The following is a 16,275-nucleotide window of genomic DNA, read 5'->3' on the forward strand; positions in this document are numbered from 1 at the left end:
AGCTAACGGACGGATTGTGGATGAAGGAATTTAATCTATATTTGTAGAAATAGTAGTATTTTACAAGTTTTTTGTTGCTCTTTTAGTATTTTTACAGTGCGATCATTATCTAAAATTGGGAGGGGCTTTTTTGCAAATTTTTTTTAGATATAACTGGATGGTAAGAGAAGACTGGTATCGTTGGTGTGAAGAGTTAAGTGAAGAAGAACTTCTGCAAACCCGAACAGGTGGAATGGGAAGTATATTGCATACACTTTTTCATATAGTTGATGTTGAGTGGAGCTGGATACGTCTCTTACAAGGTAAAACTGACTTTCAGGAGAGTTTCGATGGTTATAAAAGCTTAAATAAGGTTCGAAAATTGGACGCTGAATTTCATTTGGAAGTGGAAAACTTTGTGAACAACTGGGATGCCAGTATGGAAAATCGTTTGTTTTACGATACTCTACCAGACGGTAGTATAGTGACGGATACTTGGGGTGAAATCATGCGACATACCATTGCTCATGAAATTCACCACATCGGGCAATTATCAATTTGGGCAAGGGAAATAGGAAAAAAGCCTGTTTCTGCGAACCTCATTGGTCGGGGTCTTTCCTCTTATTCCAATAAATAATTCAAATAGAAAGTTTGCTAAAAAGGTGGCAGAAAAAATGGAAGAAAAGAAAGTGACATGGCTAGAGCTATTTGAAGATTTGCTGTTTGTAGCAGCAGTTGCTACTGCCACTCATGTTTTGCTTCATGTTGAAAATGGAAAAATTCCTTTTGAATATTTATTGAAATTTATGCTGATATTTATCCCCATCTGGTGGGCATGGACCGGACAGACGATGTTCACAAACCGGTTTGGCAAAGACCTTTTGCATCATAGAATGTTCATGATTACTCAAATGTTCTTTGTTTTGATTATGATTTCGAGCTTATCAGTAGATTTTGATCAGTATTACCTATCTTTTCTGATTGGGTATATCGGATTAAGAGCACTGACAGCTGTACAGTATCTCGTTGTCCAACGACTGGAGCAAGGAGATGCAAAGAGAGTATCAAGATTCTTGGGAACATACTTTTGGATTGGAATAATCATTTCATCCCTTTCTATCTTTTTTAGTTCATGGGTTCGATATGCAGTGTTGTACGCAGGAATTCTTGTTGACATGATTGTTCCAATAATTGGCCGTAAGTATCTAGTAAAAGTTCCGACTCATACTGCCCATTTATTAGAACGTTTTGCTCTGTTGACCTTGATTCTCTTCGGAGAATCGGTGGTCAGCATCCTTTCTGTGCTAGAGCCCCAAAAAGGGGATTGGAATTCGATATCATTTTCTATCAGTTCATTCATCGTTATTCTCGCTATGTGGTGGCAGTATTTTGACAATGTAGAAAAGAAAGTGAATAAATCGGTTCAAGGGACAGGTCAAACCATTGTATATGGACACCTATTAATCCTCATGTCCATGAGCATGATTGCAGCGTCCATTAAACTAATGTTTTTACAAGAGTTGAGTTACTCGTATAGGATGTATTTCATATTCGGTTCGGTGCTGCTTTACTTCGTAGCGACAACTATTGTGTTTCATCAATATAGACACCAACAACATCGCTTGAAGCTGTATCATTTAGGCGGCTTTCTTGGAATTTTGGTTGTTTTTTTTACCATCAATCTTTTAACAGTTGTTCCAAATATCATGATCATGGGTGAACTGGCACTATTTTTTATAATCTACGCCAAAGTCACAACAGCGTAGTTGAAGAAGGGAAAGGGTTGATTTGAAGCTATAAGTAGTGCAGTTATTTTTTGGGCAGTGGTAGCTATCGCTCTAGAATGGATTTCATTGAAATTTCATGTTTTTACCTATATGGGTTGGAAATTGTATTATTCCTTTTTCATTTATTTGGTTGTATTTGCCGCTAATTAGAAATCACTCTTTTAAAAAGCACCCTAAATTTTTCCCTATCTTCTGATGTAAATGGTTTTGGCCCTTTTGTACGCTTTCCGCTTTTTCGAGCCATTGCACTCAAATAACGTGATTGTAATAATTGGTCAATGTTTTCATTTGTATAGCTATACCCATTATGGTGAAGAACCGTACACCCTTTTGCTAAACCTAGAGATGCTAGTCCATAATCTTGGGTAATGATGATATCTCCTTTTTCCGCTAACTTCATAATCCGATAATCCGCTGCATCTGCGCCAGAATCAACGTAAATCGTTTCCACTCCCGATGGTTGTTCCGCAGTAGAAAAATGAGAAAAGCTAGTAACAAGGATAACAGGAATTCCAGCATTCGTACCTTCAGAGATAACAATATCTTTTACCGGACATGCATCTGCATCAACATAAATTTTCATCTTGATCTCTCCCCTAAATAAGTTCGAATTGATAGTGATGATAATGTCAGATTAGGAATTTGTCAAACGATGAAGATTCTTTAGCTAGAATCATTTAAAAAACATAAACGATGAATACCAAGGAAATATCCAACCCATTCGTTTTCCTGTATAAAAAGTCTCTCCGTACAAAGAATATGTATAGTAACTACCAGTTTTGGAGGAAATCGCATGGTAAATATAATGGAAACAATCATGGATGCCATGAAATCAATGGTAGTTCAAGACGAAGACCAACCTCTTCATGTCGGTGAGGTGATGTCATGCTGGATTTACTTAGCGGGACTTGAATTAGCCAAAGTATCTGTTCAAGCAGGTATAAATACCACGACGGATGTTGAACTAAAAGCAATACTTGAAGAAGACATGAAACTAGGGACCAGTCAAAGGGAACGTCTTCATGCCTTCATGATTAAGGAAGGAATTACGTTACCACCTGCCCCTGAAGATATGCCAAACTCAGACCCTAAAAGTATTCCTCTTGGTGTTAAATTAACGGATGATGTGATAGCAAACGAATTATCTTTAAAAATTATTAGTTTAATTATGCGTGCTGCTGGTGCTGCTTCTGAATCAATTCGTACAGATGTAGGTTTATTGTTTATTCAGTTTCAAGCAGAAAAATTTGCTTTCGCAGCTAGATTAAAACATTTAATGCGTAAACGGGGATGGATTAAAGTACCACCTTTTTATGTTCCACCTGGTTCCCAACAACCATTAAGTTAGGAGTTTGCGTAGATAGTAACATTAATCTATTTGTTAAGCTAATGGTTGCAAGAGTTGAAGTTCCAGCTGCTATTTTGGCAGCTTTTCTTATTGAACAAACGGGCATTTTACTTAAATAAAGATAGATTGGCAATGAAAATTCTAAGAGTTTTCATTGCCATTTTCTTTGTAATAATTTATTAATAATCGCACTTGTTAAAGTACCTAATACAGCACTTCCTGCAACATCAGATGGATAATGATGTCCTACCCAAATTCGTGACAATCCCGTTAAAAAAGAAAAACCCAACATTATAGCTCCAAGGATACGTTCATTAAAGAAGACTATTGTTGAAACGGCGAAAGTTAGTAGTGTATGTTTACTTGGAAAGGACGAATCGAATTTTGAAGGGATAAGTATACCTACTCTCCCTTCTATAAAAGGACGGGGCTTAAAATAAAACAACCGAATTATAAAATGCATGAATAATGAAATCACGATAGACACTACTGCTTTAATAGTTACATTCTTTTTTTTAAAAAACAAAATCACTAAAATAAGAATGAAAACAAATTTCATCTTTTTGGAAATAAGTATCATTAATTTATCTATTAATAAATGACGTCCGGAAAGCAAATTTATTAGATGAAATAGTTTAACATCCAAGCTTATTCACCTCTATTTTGTACGATATTTTGGATAAATCGATAAATAACTTGATTCAATTCACTTGCTGCCTTTGTTGGGACCTGATGTTTAATGCCTTCAACAAAGGTTATTTCATTTTGAGGTAGTTTCGTATGTAGTAGCTGTGCATAACGATAAAATGTTTTATCTTTTCCGCCATAAATGAGGGAAATTGGCATAGTAATGTTCTCTAGTAGATCGGAAATGTTATAGTTCATACTGTAATCATAGTATTGCAAGATGTTTCTAGCATCACCTTTTTTAGCTTCTAGTAACATCTTGTCAAACAACTCTTTTGTATTTGAATTGCTATGGGATATTGACCGAGCTAAAGTAGGCAATGCCCCAATCTTTGCAAGGTTTTTAGCAAGGCGAATCCTGTTTTTTAGACGCCAGTCACTTACCTCAGACATTCCACTAATAATGATTCCACCTAACCCACGGTCTTTTGAAGGTGATAAAAAAAACGCCAATAGAATAGATGCACCGGTTGAATATCCGCATAAAAAGGCTTGCTTAATATCCAAATGGTCCATTAGTTTTTTTATATCCTCAACGATTAGTGGATAGGTAACAGGTTTTCTTGAAAAAGGACTCCTTCCATGTCCTCGTATATCAAAGGTGATCACCTGAAAATAACGAGATAGTTCTTCTATCTGATATATGAAATTTATTGAAGTAAGAACAGGTGGATGAATAAATATGATTGGCACCCCTTTACCTTTAACAGTGTAGTAAAGGGTACTCTCATCAACTTCGAGGATCGGCATAATATCACCTCAAATTAATAATACCTTGATTTGGTTTCATTTATTATTTGGTTCATTTTGTTGAATCATACAAAAAAAGCTAGGTCTCCCTAGCTTTTTTACAACTCAAATTCCTGGCAGCCTTTTCTTATTGAACTTGAGGGGTAGGTTGCTTCTCGGATTTATTTAACCCGTTATAAGCAATTACGATGGGGTTCTTATTTAACTAAAGTTTAGTTCAACGTGGAGAAAATGCTGAATATACTTCAAATAATCAAGAAACATTTAGAGTCTTATTTGTTGATTTATGTGTACCCTTATTTGTGGAAAACTGTTAATTCTAGTTTTTCTTTTACATCGGTTCATCCATCTATTACCAATATGACGTTGTTGAAGCTGCCTATCAGGAGGCAACTACTCTTGATCCGTACAGTCTGGATCTTAAATTCTCCCTTGCCTCAACACAAATTATCCAGAAAAAAATCCCGGAAGCATTAAATACATACAAGCAAATAGTAAATCTAGATCCTGCTAACTTCAATGCCAATCTGCTATTCGGTGTGTATTCAAAAATAAATGGAGATGAGGATGCCTATAAAAAATCAATCTCCACATTAAAGCAGATAGACGCTCTTAAAACAAATCTGTTTCTTCAAAAATTCGAAACAACAGACAATATTTTAAAAGAAAAGTTAAACACATCTGTTCCAGCCAATTTACCACAAAAAGATCATGCCATCGTGATCCTAGGTTATGCGCTTGCCGATGACGGAACGATGAGAGAGCCACTGATTGAACGTTTAAAGGCAGGCCTCGCAGTGGCAAATCAAAACCCTAATTCCAAAATTATTGTCACTGGCGGCGTTCCAAAACAAGGGAATACAGAATCGAAAGTCATGAAAGAGTGGCTCATTGCCAACGGAATTGATGAAGGACGGATTTTAACAGAGAATAAATCAACAGACACAGTGGAAAACGCGCTCTTTACAACAGCCATTCTGGAAAAAGAAGGACTGAAAGATGTCACTATCGTTTCAAGTGCGAGTCACATGCGAAGAGCCCTTACGATCTTCAAGGAAGCCAGCAGCTTTTACGATAAAATGAATGCAGATAATAGTAAGAGAGCCTTCACAAACATGGTTTACTTAGATTATCCAACCATAGAAGATGCCCAAAAAGTAACAAACGACGAAAGGCTGGTCATTTACCGAGATCTGCTAAGAGCATCAGGAATTTGGCAGTATCCGGGAGTACAAAGATAGACTTTAATGTGAACAAAATCAACAATCGGGCGTTTTCCTTAATGCCACTACACATTAAGGGATTAGATTTTGTAAGATAAAAAAAGAGACATTAAAGAAGGCAAGCCATTTTATGATAGTGGCTTGCCTTTATTTATAGTATGAGATTTTTAATAATCGCAGTAGGTTAACCGCGTCTTCCGCCTCTACCGCCTTGCTTTGCTCCAGTGTTACGTTTGAGAGTAGACAAATTCTCTTCACTAGTCTTTAAATAACGAGCCATTTTATCTTCGAAACTTTCCTTGGGTTTGAAATTGCCTTTTGAACGGTTATCAGCTCTTCCCTGTCGTGGAGGGCGTTGTGAATAAGAAGAGGTTTGTCCTTCGGGTTTATCAATAGCTTTTTTGATGGACAAAGCAATTTTTCCGTCTTTCTCACTAATCACTTTTACTTCTATCATGTCGCCTACTTTGAGATGGTCATTAACGTCTTTTACATAGCTATCTGCAACCTCACTAATATGCACAAGACCAGTTGTGCCTCCCGGTAATTCTACGAATGCTCCAAAATTAGTGATACCGGTTACTTTACCTTGTACCTTGCTTCCTATTTCGACTGACATAAAAATTATTTTCCCCCTCAATATTGTTAAAAACACTTTATTATAACAAATTTTTGAGTGAAATAATATCTACTGGTGTTATTTTCCTATAGCTAGGAAGCTTAAATTGATTAATCCTCACTTGTATCTAAATAAGGAACGCCGTCAGTAGTATTAACCTGTGTGGAAGGATCCTCGCTTGTGTTTAAATAAGGGCTGACACCAGTAAAATTAGCTTGTGTTGAATGGTTTTTACTTGTATCTAAATACGGGTTGCCTTCAATATCATAATTAGATTTTCTTGATGGTTTAGACTGTTCTGGCATAAACTCACCTCCATTAATATATTGTGTGGAGATGAAGGGAGAAATACAAGTGTTGACACCATTATTGAACCGAAGGCTTTACTGACACCTTAATGGATTCTTTTTGAAAAAGAAATTTTCGACATTCTTTTTAGGTTGTTAAGGGAGTTTTTCCAAGATTAGAGCGGACTGAAGGGGTTGTTAATCAAACATTTGATTAGTATAGCATATACGGAACTTAGTCGAAGGATGTCGGAGTCAAAAGCAAAACTAAATAAAAAAGGCACTTACCAGTAGTGCCATTTAAGTGCTGTTAGAGCTTTTATGTTAGGTTCTTTTCTATAAGTTTGTTGCTTTTTTAGAATCGCCGATAAAATTGAAAATTCGCCGATAAAGTGGTTAAATTCGCCGATAAAATGGTAGAATCGCCGATAAACCCACAAAATTCGCCGATAAATCTGACCTAACCGGCTAATAGGGTGTAATTTTACATCTTATTAATGACTTTTTGGATGTTTTACTGTGGGAATAACAACATTCTTTACGAAAACAGCCTATATTTAAAACTTTCTAGGGAATTGTCTCACAATGGCAGCGGTTATGGTGTCGGCCATTTGTAAAGCTTCCAGCTCGATTTTATCAAAGACAGCAATACTCGCCTTAAAATCTTTTTGGAGTATCAATACTGCTTCCTGTGTAGTAAGTGCCAGATGCTCGAAAAACATTTCTTTGAATTCTTCTTCAGATATAAAAGGATTTATTGTGCTTAGGAATTCGGCAATCTCTTCTCCATTTGCGTACCATCTTCTCTCTGCGTCGGCTACTGCTCTTTGATCGCCTGCTTTCGCAGCTTTGACAATTTCCACAGCAATTAGCAAGTGCTCCCTTATTAAGTTGCTGAACATTACGGCTATTCTATTTCCATAGAATGGTCTTAGTAAATCTCCCATATCTGTAGCGTTCCGGAGAAGGCGTGCGGTAACAAAGTCTAGATCAGGTAAATTAAAAGCCAGGCTATTAATGGTCATTCTTGTCCAGTATACGTGTTGTTCCCATACTAAACGCATGGAATTGCTTAATCTAACTTCCTTTTCGCTAATACCAGAAGAGTTAAACCAAGGATGATTCATGGTTTCACCCCCTTACTCTTTAACATCTTATTCAGTATATTCCGATTCTACAAAGCGGCTTGTACTATAGCTATTGGATAAACGTTGATTTTAATCCAAAATGAAGTCTTCTAATGAGAAAGAGGGTGCACCGATTATCCTGCGGTTTACACCCAAATGAACTTATTGATAAGTGTGTTAAGCATTCTTAATAATTATAGTTTCAAACGTATTTGCCACTGCTTTACAACTGTTAGCGATTTCTTCTAGACCTTCATAAATTTGTTTATATTGAATAATTCGGATAGGATCATTCCCAACGGTAAACAACTGCTTGATAGATTCACGCAAAACGTGGTCACAATGGGCTTCAATATTTTTAATGTTGATGGCGTGTTCTCTCATATTTAACAACTTCTTTGTTGATAGCTGTTGAATAGCTGCATCCATTTCTATGGCACAATTTTTGATCGCCTCAATAAATTGATCCATATAATCGTCCGTTTCGATAATAGAATAGATTTCAAATAGCACTGCCGTATGGTACAAACCGTCCAAAATATCATCCATGCGTATGGAAAGGGCTAAAAGGTCTTCACGCTCAATGGGGGTGATGAAAGCATTATTTAAATCGATAATAAGATCATGAACCAAGTTATCCCCAATTGATTCAAATTCCTTCATCTTTTCGGAAAAAAATTTAAGCTCACCGACGTCATTAAATTTGCAGCCCGCAAAGTAGTTCGCGCTTTCATTTAAATTTAAAGAAATGCCAATCAAATGTTTAAAAAACTTATTTTTTATCGATTCCATTAATTGACCTCCAGTTTGCCAATGAATCCTTATATTTAATGCAACAACTGGATAATTAGTAACGGCTTACGTCTATGCCAAGTTTGGAACCAAAGGACTTTGTCGGGAGTGCCTATAACCTGTTAAAATGAAAGCATATACTACTAGTGAGAACGCATATGGAAACCCGTTGGATTGCCAAAGGAGAAATGTGAAGGTGATTGGGGTGATGCACAGTGAAGAAGCGGTCAAGGTTGCGTAAACGGATTCGGGAATGGCTAAACAAGCGGAAAAGGCAGAAAGAAGAGAACGCGCTCCCAAGTTTTGCAAACAATTGGATGGAAAACCATCAGGAAGAATTGGAAAAGGCAAAAGAGTTATTTAATAATGAACGGCCAACCGAGGATTAATAAAGCTGCGATTCTTCCATAACGAAGGATCGCTTTTCTTTTGGCTGTTACATTGTCGTTTTTGGAACTGATTTATCACTAAGTTCTACCGAAGGGAATCAGATTCGGACACGAAAGGCCTTGGATGGAACAAAGCAGTCTGAATCGGCCCCCGATACGGAGACACGAAGGGCCTTGGATGGAACAAAGCAGTCCGAATCGGCCCCCGATACGGACACGAAAGGCCTTGGAATGAACAAGGCTGTCTGATTAAAGGGCATCCTTGAGGTAACCCCTTTTTTTGTAATGCTATCGAGCAGGATAATGTAACAAACAAGAAGAATTGATTAAGGGAAATAAATACGGTTATCAGGGGAGTAAATGGAATGAAGGCTATTGTTAAGATAATGAAATCTGATAATCACCTTTAAACGGTACCCTTTAGGAACCGCTTCATCCACCTTTTTTCTGCCAAAGCTGTGACCAAAGGCAATAGCTTTTGTCTTGATTGCCTATGACCTATAAAATGAAAACATACACTACTAGTGAAACTGTTAGCAGAGGGGATGTTAAGCTTTTGTTAAATTTATTGTTGTCACTTGAAATTTGAAATATTGATATTATACTACCTTATAAAGAGAATCACATTTTTGATTCTCTTTATGTATGTTCTTCAATGCAAAGCAAGGAACAAATGAAGGGAATAAGAAAATCATGAATGAACACATCATAGCCTTTATATTGGGAATCGTGGAAGGATTAACAGAATATTTACCTGTATCATCTACAGGACACTTGATTTTAGTGGGCAGTTTGTTAGGGTTTACAGGGCAAAAGGCGAATACCTTTGAGGTCATTATCCAACTTGGTTCTATGCTTGCCATTTTAGTTTTATATTGGAAAAGATACCTTTCGCTATTAAATTTCAAAACGATTGGAAAACCGGAAAAGAAATTAGATGTCATCCATATTATATTAGGGGTAATTCCAGCCGCGGTTGCAGGGCTAGTGCTGCATGATTTCATTAAAACGCAGCTTTTTTCACCAAAGGTTGTCGTGGTCAGCCTTATTGCTGGAGCGATTTTGATGATTTTTGCAGAGAAAGCACACAGAGCTTTCACTGCTGAAACGGTTGATGATTTGAGCTACAAACAAGCTTTAACCATTGGACTATTTCAATGCTTAGCAGTAATCCCTGGTTTTTCCCGTGCAGGTTCCACGATCTCAGGTGGATTACTAGCTGGAGCCAATCATAAAACGGCAGCTGAATTTTCCTTTTTAATTGCCCTTCCTATTATGGTGGGGGCAACAGGTTTGGATTTTATTAAAAGTATGCATTTTTTACATGCGAGCGACTTTCCTTTGTTCGCGATCGGTTTTTTCACGGCATTTGCTGTAGCAATGTTTGTAGCAGTTCTATTCCTTAAAATATTAGGAAAAATCGGTTTAAACGTTTTTGCCTATTACCGCATCGTATTGGCCGTTTTATTCTATGTTATTGTCATTCTCTAGGAAAATCGGCGCACTTGGTAAGCCAGTTCCTATTATTAAAGGGACTGGCTTAGTTTTTGATTAAAAAACAACTTTTGGAAATCAACGGTAGTTAAATAAAGAAGAGGTGGAATTCGTTTAGAATTCCATCTCTTTTTTTGTGCTTAAATTTAAATTAAGCAGCTATATTATGTATTTTTTTCTTTCTTTTTTTGACTGATATTGGATAATACCACATGACAAAACCACTTATTGTTAATAGTAATAAACTTATAGCTAATATATCTAATAAAATGCAAAGATCGAATTCTTGATTACCAAAAATAAAATGACCTGAATTTAAACTTGAAACATTTTCATCGATTTTAAATAAATTAGGATGCCTTACTATAAATCCAATGATACTTACGCCAGTTAATAAAAAAGATGTACTTAAACCAATGAACAAATGAATTTTTTTGAAAATCTTAAATGAATGATTACTAAGCATGGATCATTTTTCCCCCAGTATATTCTATTTCTAGTTGTTTCAACTATGAAAATATGTCACTAGTTCAAGGACATTTACATCTTATCGAAAATGATAATCATTGTCAATTAGGTTTTCGATAGTATGAATGCACTAGAGATTATAATGAATGAGAGGGGGGGAACACAATCTGCATAGTAGGTTGTATAGTTCACTCCTGGTGCTCTGTACGATGGCCCGTCATATTAAAAAAAGCAAACAAGGGAAGTGTGCCGCGTGTTCGCTTAACAAATCTTGCAGCAGTTCTTGCTCCATACCAGAATCGAGCACTATTTCGAAGGTAAAGTAATTTGAGTGAAAAAATACAATGGCCCTATCGAGGCATAATAAAAGCTGATAAACTAAACAAATGGATTCAGGAGTTTAACAAAAGGAGCTGTGCAGCTCCTTTTATTATTGAGCAGTTGAAGATGGTCACGCTCTAGCCAAGTACTCGTCGAGCTGATCAAAGGTCCCGCCAAAACCTTGCTTCATGGATTCAAACTCTTCCACAAATCTCTTCCGTTCTTCCTCAGAGGCATTAATAGGACCGCCTCTATGGGTGATGGTGGTTTTGCCGTCCGTTTCTGAAAGCGTCAGAGTATTTAATACTTCTAACGGCCAGATCGGGCTAAAGGGTGCACGGACCGTATTGCCCTCCTCATCAGAAAATGAATTAATGTAGACGAGTTTCTCTGGTGCACTGATTTCGCGAAATACAAACTTGCCCCACATTTCGAAACCATCCTCAGAGCGCATTCTATAGAGAAAGACGCCATCTGGGCGGAGATCGAACTTCGTTATATCTAACGCGAAGCCTTTTGGCCCCCACCAGTGCTTAAGATGCTCAGGATCCGTCCAAACCTTGAACACAAGCTCCCGTGGGGCATTGAAAGTACGCGTGATAACCAATTCGGATTTTTCAGCGTCCATTGTGGTAGAGTTTGTTAGATTTTCATTTATCATGTTAGTTCCTCCTTAAAAATCGTTGTGTTGATCAAATCTTCGTCAATTGTTCCTCAAGACAATCAAGCGTGGATTTGCTACCTCATTGGCCATTTGTTGCGTTTTTCGGCAGGACTACTGCTTGTCATCGTTCTTCACTTCCTTACCTTGCAGGACCTGCAGGTAATCGTCTAGGCGATCGAATCTCTCATTCCAAATTTTGCGGTAAGACTCCAACCAGGCATCAAGCTCTTTGAACGGCTCGGCCCTCAGTTTGTAGATTCGTCGATTGGCCATCGCTTGCACCTCGACGAGCCCGGCATTATTAAGGACACGAAGATGTTTGGACGCTTGCGGCTGATTGAGTCCAAGCTGCTCGGCAATTTCCCCGACTGTGAGTGGGCCATCACGCAAGAGTTCAACGATTTGAAGCCGGTTTGGCTCAGCAAGAGCATTCAAAGTTGTTTTCATATTCGCAATATACACGAAAAAGAATATTCCTGTAAAGGAATATTGAAGTCTTTATTTCCTCATTCAAGATCGGCGGTACTTCTGTGATAGTTTATAGTAATGCCCAACAAGGTGAAAAAAACGCTCACCCGGTAATTAGGAGAGGCCCCAGTCTGATTATTACTAAACAATGGACTCTCATTCAAAATGGTCTAGTTAGCAATTGTTTTTCATGAAAATTTAATTTTCATTCCACAAAGAAGCGTGCCCCAGTCGTTTTTTCCTGAAAAACGGAAATTTCCTGTTTTTCGGAAAGGGTTATTGGAAAAAATTCCACAAAAGCGGAAATTATTATTTTTAATATTTTACTATTATTATAAGAAAAATATATTGGCCTTGTTTCTTAAGGATTCTTTCAACTTTTAATTAATTCTGAATAATAAGTCAATTGTGGTATGAAACTTGCTACTAAATTATTAAATAAAGGGGGTATCTTGTAAAATGGAATTTTGTAAACGCTTTCCATAAAAACAGAAAAGGGGATTACATGGATTTTTTCATTACAGTTCCAAATCACTTTTCAACTTGATCGAAGGTATGATATGTGATTCTTTCAAACTATAGGATTACGAAAATATAAAATACTAATTTGAATTGGAGGAGTTTTTTGGTGAAACGTAAACTATTAGCGATAACTGCGTCTTCTGCTTTAATGCTTCCGCTTGTTCCTCAGAATTTCATGCAGACCCAAGTTTCCGCGGCTTCCTATTCCTCACCCGTACCGGGGGCAGAAGGCGTTAGCGTGACTAAGTTTGATGGGACAAACGAAAATTGGTTAACTACGAAAAACCCAGCACAATATGCAGCAGCAACTGTCTTTGGAAATCTGGGACTCGCTCCTTATAATTGGGGGAAAAAGGAAGACGGAACTGGTTGGTATAGCATGTTCAACCCTGCAGCCATTACCGGAGTTCAAGTCAACGGAATGTTCGACGATGCGAAATTTGTCATTCGTGTACCAGACAACTGGAATGGAAAATTAGTTATATCCGGTATACCTGCGACTCGAAATGAAACGGCGACTGATTTACTGTTTAGTGATTATGTTTTAGCAAAAGGCTATGCATTTGCGGCTACGGATAAAGGGACACAAGGGGAGATTGACGCTAATGATCCATTCGCAAAAGTAAAGAATGCCTTAGTTGCAGAGGATGACAGTATTACGGAATGGAATCAACGCTTTCGACAATTGACCATAGCCGCACAAAAATACTTAACTGAAAATTATTCGGATAGGCTCATTAAAGAGAGTGATCGGAAAAATCCAGCCAGCAAGTTGATTACCAAAAAACACAAAGTTCCTACCTATGCAATGGGAATTTCAAATGGTGGTTATGTCGTCCGTTATGCACTTGAACACGATGGCCCAGAAAAGACAGGGGAACCTGCTATTTATGATGGAGGAGTGGATTGGGAAGGCGTGTTATGGAGAGCGAATGAACCGAATTTAATTAGTTCGTTAACTCCAGTCGTCAATAATGCAGAGAAAGCCCTTTACGGTACAGGCGAAGAAAAGCAAACAGCAATGGAGAATATGTATAAAGCGGGCTTACCGAAAGGTTCCGAAAAACTTTGGGGTTATCATGACCAGGTCTACTGGTTCGTCACATTAAATATTTATCGCGATGAACTCGATCCTACTGCACCAAACCAAGTTGATTGGAGAAACTATTTGAATTTTAAGGATGGTATTCGTGATCGTATTTACGACTCCATCTTTAAAGATTATGATTATACGTTACGACCTCGCGAAGTAAAACAAAATGTAAAAGCGATTGAAAATACTGGCGATATTGATGTACCGTTGATCAGTATATCGGGTTCTTGGGACTCATTAATTTTTCCGTCCATCCATGCTGATGCCTACGACAAGCTAGTAAATGAAGCAGGAAAAGGAAAATTACACCGACTCTATACCATTGAAAAAGGAAACCATGTAGACAGCTTAGTCTGGAACAATTCAACAGATCCGAATAAAGAGTTGCAGCCTTTACTACCGTATGCACATCAAGCTTTTGACTTACTCGTGGACTGGGTGGAAAATCATAAAAAAGCACCTAAAAGTAAAGTCATCTCAGCCCCGCAGGATCATACAAAAGTGTTTGATATTAAGACTGGTAGAGAAATAGCGCCTAAATAAAACAATCGTTTTTAGTTAAAAATGGTCCTGAGAAACAAAGTCTTCTCACGGACTTTTTTGTTGCTTTTTTAGGTAAGAACTCGACATGATTTGCGCTTATTTTAGGAAAAAAATAAAGACGGGGTGCTGGTTGAGGTGATATTTAATCAAACGTTTGATTAAGGTTGAATAATTGGGGATCTTATCAAATCACGTAGGGTAAAGGGAAATAACACACTTTTTTGATAAAGTTGTTAAACTTTCTGGGGAATTAACGTCTTTTTTTCTACATTATTTTTTCATAGATGATCATTAGATGCTTATTTTATCAAGGTATTAAGAAGTTTTAATCAAACGTTTAATTAGTAAAACACGTATCGAATTTCCTCGGAAATGCACGATTAATAGTATACAGGGATTCCTTCACGTATAGCGAATATGTAATTAATAGAATATTAGAAATGAAGGGGGATAAAGTATGTTATTACCTAAGTCTAGATTTGAAACCATTAATGGAATGGAAGTTCATTTTACGCAATGGGGTGATCCGCAGAAACCAACTGTGGTTTGTTGGCACGGCTTAACTCGGAACGGGCGAGACTTTGATATTTTGGCTCGCCATTTGGCTCAAGATTATCATATCCTTTGTCCAGATACGATTGGGCGAGGATGGAGCCAATGGAGTTCTTTCCCTGAAAAGGATTATTGTTTTGAAAGTTACAGTAACCTAGCTATTGGATTATTAGACCATTTAGGAATAGAGCAAGTCCGTTGGGTTGGAACCTCGATGGGAGGAGCCATTGGGATGCGTATTGCAGGAACGCCTCTTCACCAAAATCGTATTACCCACTTAATTTTAAATGACATTGGTGCAGGTGCTTCTGACAATGCTGTTCAAGATATTGAAGGCATAAAACGAATTATAAGTTATGTTGGAACTCCTCCACAATTCAAAACCTTTACCGAACTAAAGAATTATTATAAGACTATTTATGCCACATTTGGTCTTTCTAATGAACAGGAATGGACTGATTTTACCCAATATTCTTGCAGACGAAGAGATGATGGGGGAATTAGTCCTAATTATGACCCGAACATTGCTTTACAATTTCAGCAAACCGGGGATTTAAACTTATGGAAGCAGTGGGAAGCCATTCAATCTAAAATATTACTCATCCGAGGGGAGATATCAGACGTATTGCCCCTAGATGTAGCGGTTAAAATGCAGCAAAAATCAAACTGCCAAATGGTAACGATTCCAAAACTAGGACATGCACCAGCTTTAAATACGGAAGAACAAATCTCCATCATAGAGAATTTTCTTCAGTAAATTATTATTAAAAATGTAAGATAACCTTTAGAGAAGGAAGAAGAAATAACCCTCTTAGCTGCTTTTGACGGGTTCATTTTAGAGGTGCAAACATTAAAATCCCAGGGAGAAACACACGTCATTTCACTTAGGAAATTTCGTGTGTTTTTTAGTTGGTATAACAAGGTTTCTACACACTTTTAGACTTTTTCATATATGAATTCATAAGGTAATTCACAAGGCTGAAATAATTATTGGAAGGTATGTGAATTTGATGCGATTTTTGGTGTGTATTTAACTGAGAATTTGAACATTTTGAAGATATCCAACAAGGAGATTGGATATTTTTGTTAAATTAAATGAAGATTGTGAAAGAATGTACTTAAACTAAAGAAGCAGAATAGTTGAAGAAGGTGTAGGATGGAA

Annotated in this window: 18 protein-coding genes; 8 read left to right on the forward strand and 10 right to left on the reverse strand. The window is 37.3% G+C overall.

The window, feature by feature from the left end; genetic code table 11:
• The first annotated feature begins 130 nt into the window (after positions 1-130).
• Together ABES02_RS19010 and ABES02_RS19015 are read left to right on the forward strand one after the other, a co-directional pair.
• A complete protein-coding gene (locus ABES02_RS19010) occupies positions 131-616 on the forward strand; it encodes a DinB family protein (protein ID WP_430138314.1) in 486 nt (161 codons plus the stop codon).
• A 37-nt stretch (positions 617-653) separates the two neighbouring features.
• Positions 654-1,745 carry a low temperature requirement protein A gene (locus tag ABES02_RS19015; RefSeq protein ID WP_430138315.1) on the forward strand — a complete coding sequence of 364 codons (1,092 nt, stop codon included), beginning with the start codon at positions 654-656 and terminating at the stop codon, positions 1,743-1,745.
• 163 nt (positions 1,746-1,908) lie between these two features.
• On the opposite strand, the gene ABES02_RS19020 is transcribed toward ABES02_RS19015, so the two are convergent.
• Entirely contained in the window at positions 1,909-2,349 is a 441-nt protein-coding gene (locus ABES02_RS19020; protein ID WP_430138317.1) for a YaiI/YqxD family protein, read from the reverse strand.
• A 210-nt stretch (positions 2,350-2,559) separates the two neighbouring features.
• Between ABES02_RS19020 and ABES02_RS19025 the strand changes: the two genes are divergently transcribed.
• Complete coding sequence (locus ABES02_RS19025) at positions 2,560-3,114, forward strand: DUF3231 family protein (protein WP_430138320.1); 555 nt, start codon at positions 2,560-2,562, stop codon at positions 3,112-3,114.
• A 151-nt stretch (positions 3,115-3,265) separates the two neighbouring features.
• On the opposite strand, the gene ABES02_RS19030 is transcribed toward ABES02_RS19025, so the two are convergent.
• Both ABES02_RS19030 and ABES02_RS19035 read right to left on the reverse strand, forming a co-directional pair.
• Positions 3,266-3,760: an undecaprenyl-diphosphatase gene (locus ABES02_RS19030; RefSeq protein WP_430138322.1), complete on the reverse strand. Its 495-nt coding sequence runs from the start codon at positions 3,758-3,760 to the stop codon at positions 3,266-3,268.
• A gap of 2 nt (positions 3,761-3,762) precedes the next feature.
• Entirely contained in the window at positions 3,763-4,551 is a 789-nt protein-coding gene (locus ABES02_RS19035; protein ID WP_430138325.1) for an alpha/beta fold hydrolase, read from the reverse strand.
• Positions 4,552-5,090: 539 nt separating this feature from the next.
• Between ABES02_RS19035 and ABES02_RS19040 the strand changes: the two genes are divergently transcribed.
• Positions 5,091-5,792, forward strand: coding sequence for a YdcF family protein (locus tag ABES02_RS19040; protein ID WP_430138327.1), 702 nt, complete (start codon positions 5,091-5,093; stop codon positions 5,790-5,792).
• A gap of 166 nt (positions 5,793-5,958) precedes the next feature.
• Here the strand turns inward: ABES02_RS19040 and ABES02_RS19045 are convergent, their stop codons facing one another.
• From ABES02_RS19045 to ABES02_RS19060, 4 genes are all read right to left on the reverse strand, one after another.
• Positions 5,959-6,393 (reverse strand): S1 domain-containing RNA-binding protein, encoded by a 435-nt coding sequence (locus ABES02_RS19045; RefSeq protein WP_430138329.1) that lies wholly within the window; start codon positions 6,391-6,393, stop codon positions 5,959-5,961.
• A gap of 110 nt (positions 6,394-6,503) precedes the next feature.
• The gene (locus tag ABES02_RS19050) at positions 6,504-6,698 is read right to left on the reverse strand and encodes a hypothetical protein (RefSeq protein WP_430138332.1); all 195 of its coding nucleotides are present in this window, start codon (positions 6,696-6,698) and stop codon (positions 6,504-6,506) included.
• Positions 6,699-7,237: 539 nt separating this feature from the next.
• The gene (locus ABES02_RS19055; RefSeq protein ID WP_430138334.1) at positions 7,238-7,807 is read right to left on the reverse strand and encodes an acetylglutamate kinase; all 570 of its coding nucleotides are present in this window, start codon (positions 7,805-7,807) and stop codon (positions 7,238-7,240) included.
• A 177-nt stretch (positions 7,808-7,984) separates the two neighbouring features.
• Positions 7,985-8,599, reverse strand: a complete 615-nt coding sequence (locus ABES02_RS19060; RefSeq protein ID WP_430138337.1) for a DUF47 domain-containing protein — start codon at positions 8,597-8,599, stop codon at positions 7,985-7,987.
• Between the two features lie 215 nt (positions 8,600-8,814).
• Between ABES02_RS19060 and ABES02_RS19065 the strand changes: the two genes are divergently transcribed.
• Both ABES02_RS19065 and bacA read left to right on the forward strand, forming a co-directional pair.
• A complete protein-coding gene (locus ABES02_RS19065; RefSeq protein WP_430138339.1) occupies positions 8,815-8,988 on the forward strand; it encodes a hypothetical protein in 174 nt (57 codons plus the stop codon).
• Between the two features lie 693 nt (positions 8,989-9,681).
• Positions 9,682-10,479 carry an undecaprenyl-diphosphate phosphatase gene (bacA, locus tag ABES02_RS19070; RefSeq protein ID WP_430138342.1) on the forward strand — a complete coding sequence of 266 codons (798 nt, stop codon included), beginning with the start codon at positions 9,682-9,684 and terminating at the stop codon, positions 10,477-10,479.
• Positions 10,480-10,633: 154 nt separating this feature from the next.
• On the opposite strand, the gene ABES02_RS19075 is transcribed toward bacA, so the two are convergent.
• The 3 genes from ABES02_RS19075 to ABES02_RS19085 form a co-directional block, all read right to left on the reverse strand.
• Positions 10,634-10,948: a hypothetical protein gene (locus tag ABES02_RS19075; RefSeq protein WP_430138344.1), complete on the reverse strand. Its 315-nt coding sequence runs from the start codon at positions 10,946-10,948 to the stop codon at positions 10,634-10,636.
• Positions 10,949-11,401: 453 nt separating this feature from the next.
• On the reverse strand, positions 11,402-11,932 hold the full coding sequence (locus ABES02_RS19080; RefSeq protein ID WP_430138346.1) for an SRPBCC domain-containing protein: 531 nt from the start codon (positions 11,930-11,932) through the stop codon (positions 11,402-11,404).
• 114 nt (positions 11,933-12,046) lie between these two features.
• Entirely contained in the window at positions 12,047-12,382 is a 336-nt protein-coding gene (locus ABES02_RS19085; protein WP_430138375.1) for an ArsR/SmtB family transcription factor, read from the reverse strand.
• Positions 12,383-13,100: 718 nt separating this feature from the next.
• On the opposite strand from ABES02_RS19085, the gene ABES02_RS19090 reads away from it, so the two are divergent.
• Positions 13,101-14,561, forward strand: a complete 1,461-nt coding sequence (locus ABES02_RS19090; RefSeq protein ID WP_430138378.1) for an alpha/beta hydrolase — start codon at positions 13,101-13,103, stop codon at positions 14,559-14,561.
• Positions 14,562-15,018: 457 nt separating this feature from the next.
• Positions 15,019-15,870 (forward strand): alpha/beta fold hydrolase, encoded by an 852-nt coding sequence (locus ABES02_RS19095; RefSeq protein WP_430138349.1) that lies wholly within the window; start codon positions 15,019-15,021, stop codon positions 15,868-15,870.
• The last annotated feature ends 405 nt before the right edge of the window (positions 15,871-16,275 follow it).

The sequence above is a fragment of the Neobacillus pocheonensis genome, assembly GCF_050477905.1.
Classification (GTDB): Bacteria; Bacillota; Bacilli; order Bacillales; family Cytobacillaceae; genus Neobacillus; species Neobacillus pocheonensis_A.

Excerpts from the sequence above, each read along its gene's own strand:
- ABES02_RS19045 (WP_430138329.1), bottom strand. The coding sequence starts at position 6,393 with ATGTCAGTCGAAATAGGAAGCAAGGTACAAGGTAAAGTAACCGGTATC.
- ABES02_RS19060 (WP_430138337.1), bottom strand. The coding sequence starts at position 8,599 with ATGGAATCGATAAAAAATAAGTTTTTTAAACATTTGATTGGCATTTCT.
- ABES02_RS19075 (WP_430138344.1), bottom strand. The coding sequence starts at position 10,948 with ATGCTTAGTAATCATTCATTTAAGATTTTCAAAAAAATTCATTTGTTC.
- ABES02_RS19025 (WP_430138320.1), top strand. The coding sequence starts at position 2,560 with ATGGTAAATATAATGGAAACAATCATGGATGCCATGAAATCAATGGTA.
- ABES02_RS19035 (WP_430138325.1), bottom strand. The coding sequence starts at position 4,551 with ATGCCGATCCTCGAAGTTGATGAGAGTACCCTTTACTACACTGTTAAA.
- ABES02_RS19055 (WP_430138334.1), bottom strand. The coding sequence starts at position 7,807 with ATGAATCATCCTTGGTTTAACTCTTCTGGTATTAGCGAAAAGGAAGTT.
- ABES02_RS19015 (WP_430138315.1), top strand. The coding sequence starts at position 654 with ATGGAAGAAAAGAAAGTGACATGGCTAGAGCTATTTGAAGATTTGCTG.
- ABES02_RS19020 (WP_430138317.1), bottom strand. The coding sequence starts at position 2,349 with ATGAAAATTTATGTTGATGCAGATGCATGTCCGGTAAAAGATATTGTT.
- ABES02_RS19090 (WP_430138378.1), top strand. The coding sequence starts at position 13,101 with ATGCAGACCCAAGTTTCCGCGGCTTCCTATTCCTCACCCGTACCGGGG.
- ABES02_RS19085 (WP_430138375.1), bottom strand. The coding sequence starts at position 12,382 with ATGAAAACAACTTTGAATGCTCTTGCTGAGCCAAACCGGCTTCAAATC.
- ABES02_RS19080 (WP_430138346.1), bottom strand. The coding sequence starts at position 11,932 with ATGATAAATGAAAATCTAACAAACTCTACCACAATGGACGCTGAAAAA.
- ABES02_RS19050 (WP_430138332.1), bottom strand. The coding sequence starts at position 6,698 with ATGCCAGAACAGTCTAAACCATCAAGAAAATCTAATTATGATATTGAA.
- bacA (WP_430138342.1), top strand. The coding sequence starts at position 9,682 with ATGAATGAACACATCATAGCCTTTATATTGGGAATCGTGGAAGGATTA.
- ABES02_RS19095 (WP_430138349.1), top strand. The coding sequence starts at position 15,019 with ATGTTATTACCTAAGTCTAGATTTGAAACCATTAATGGAATGGAAGTT.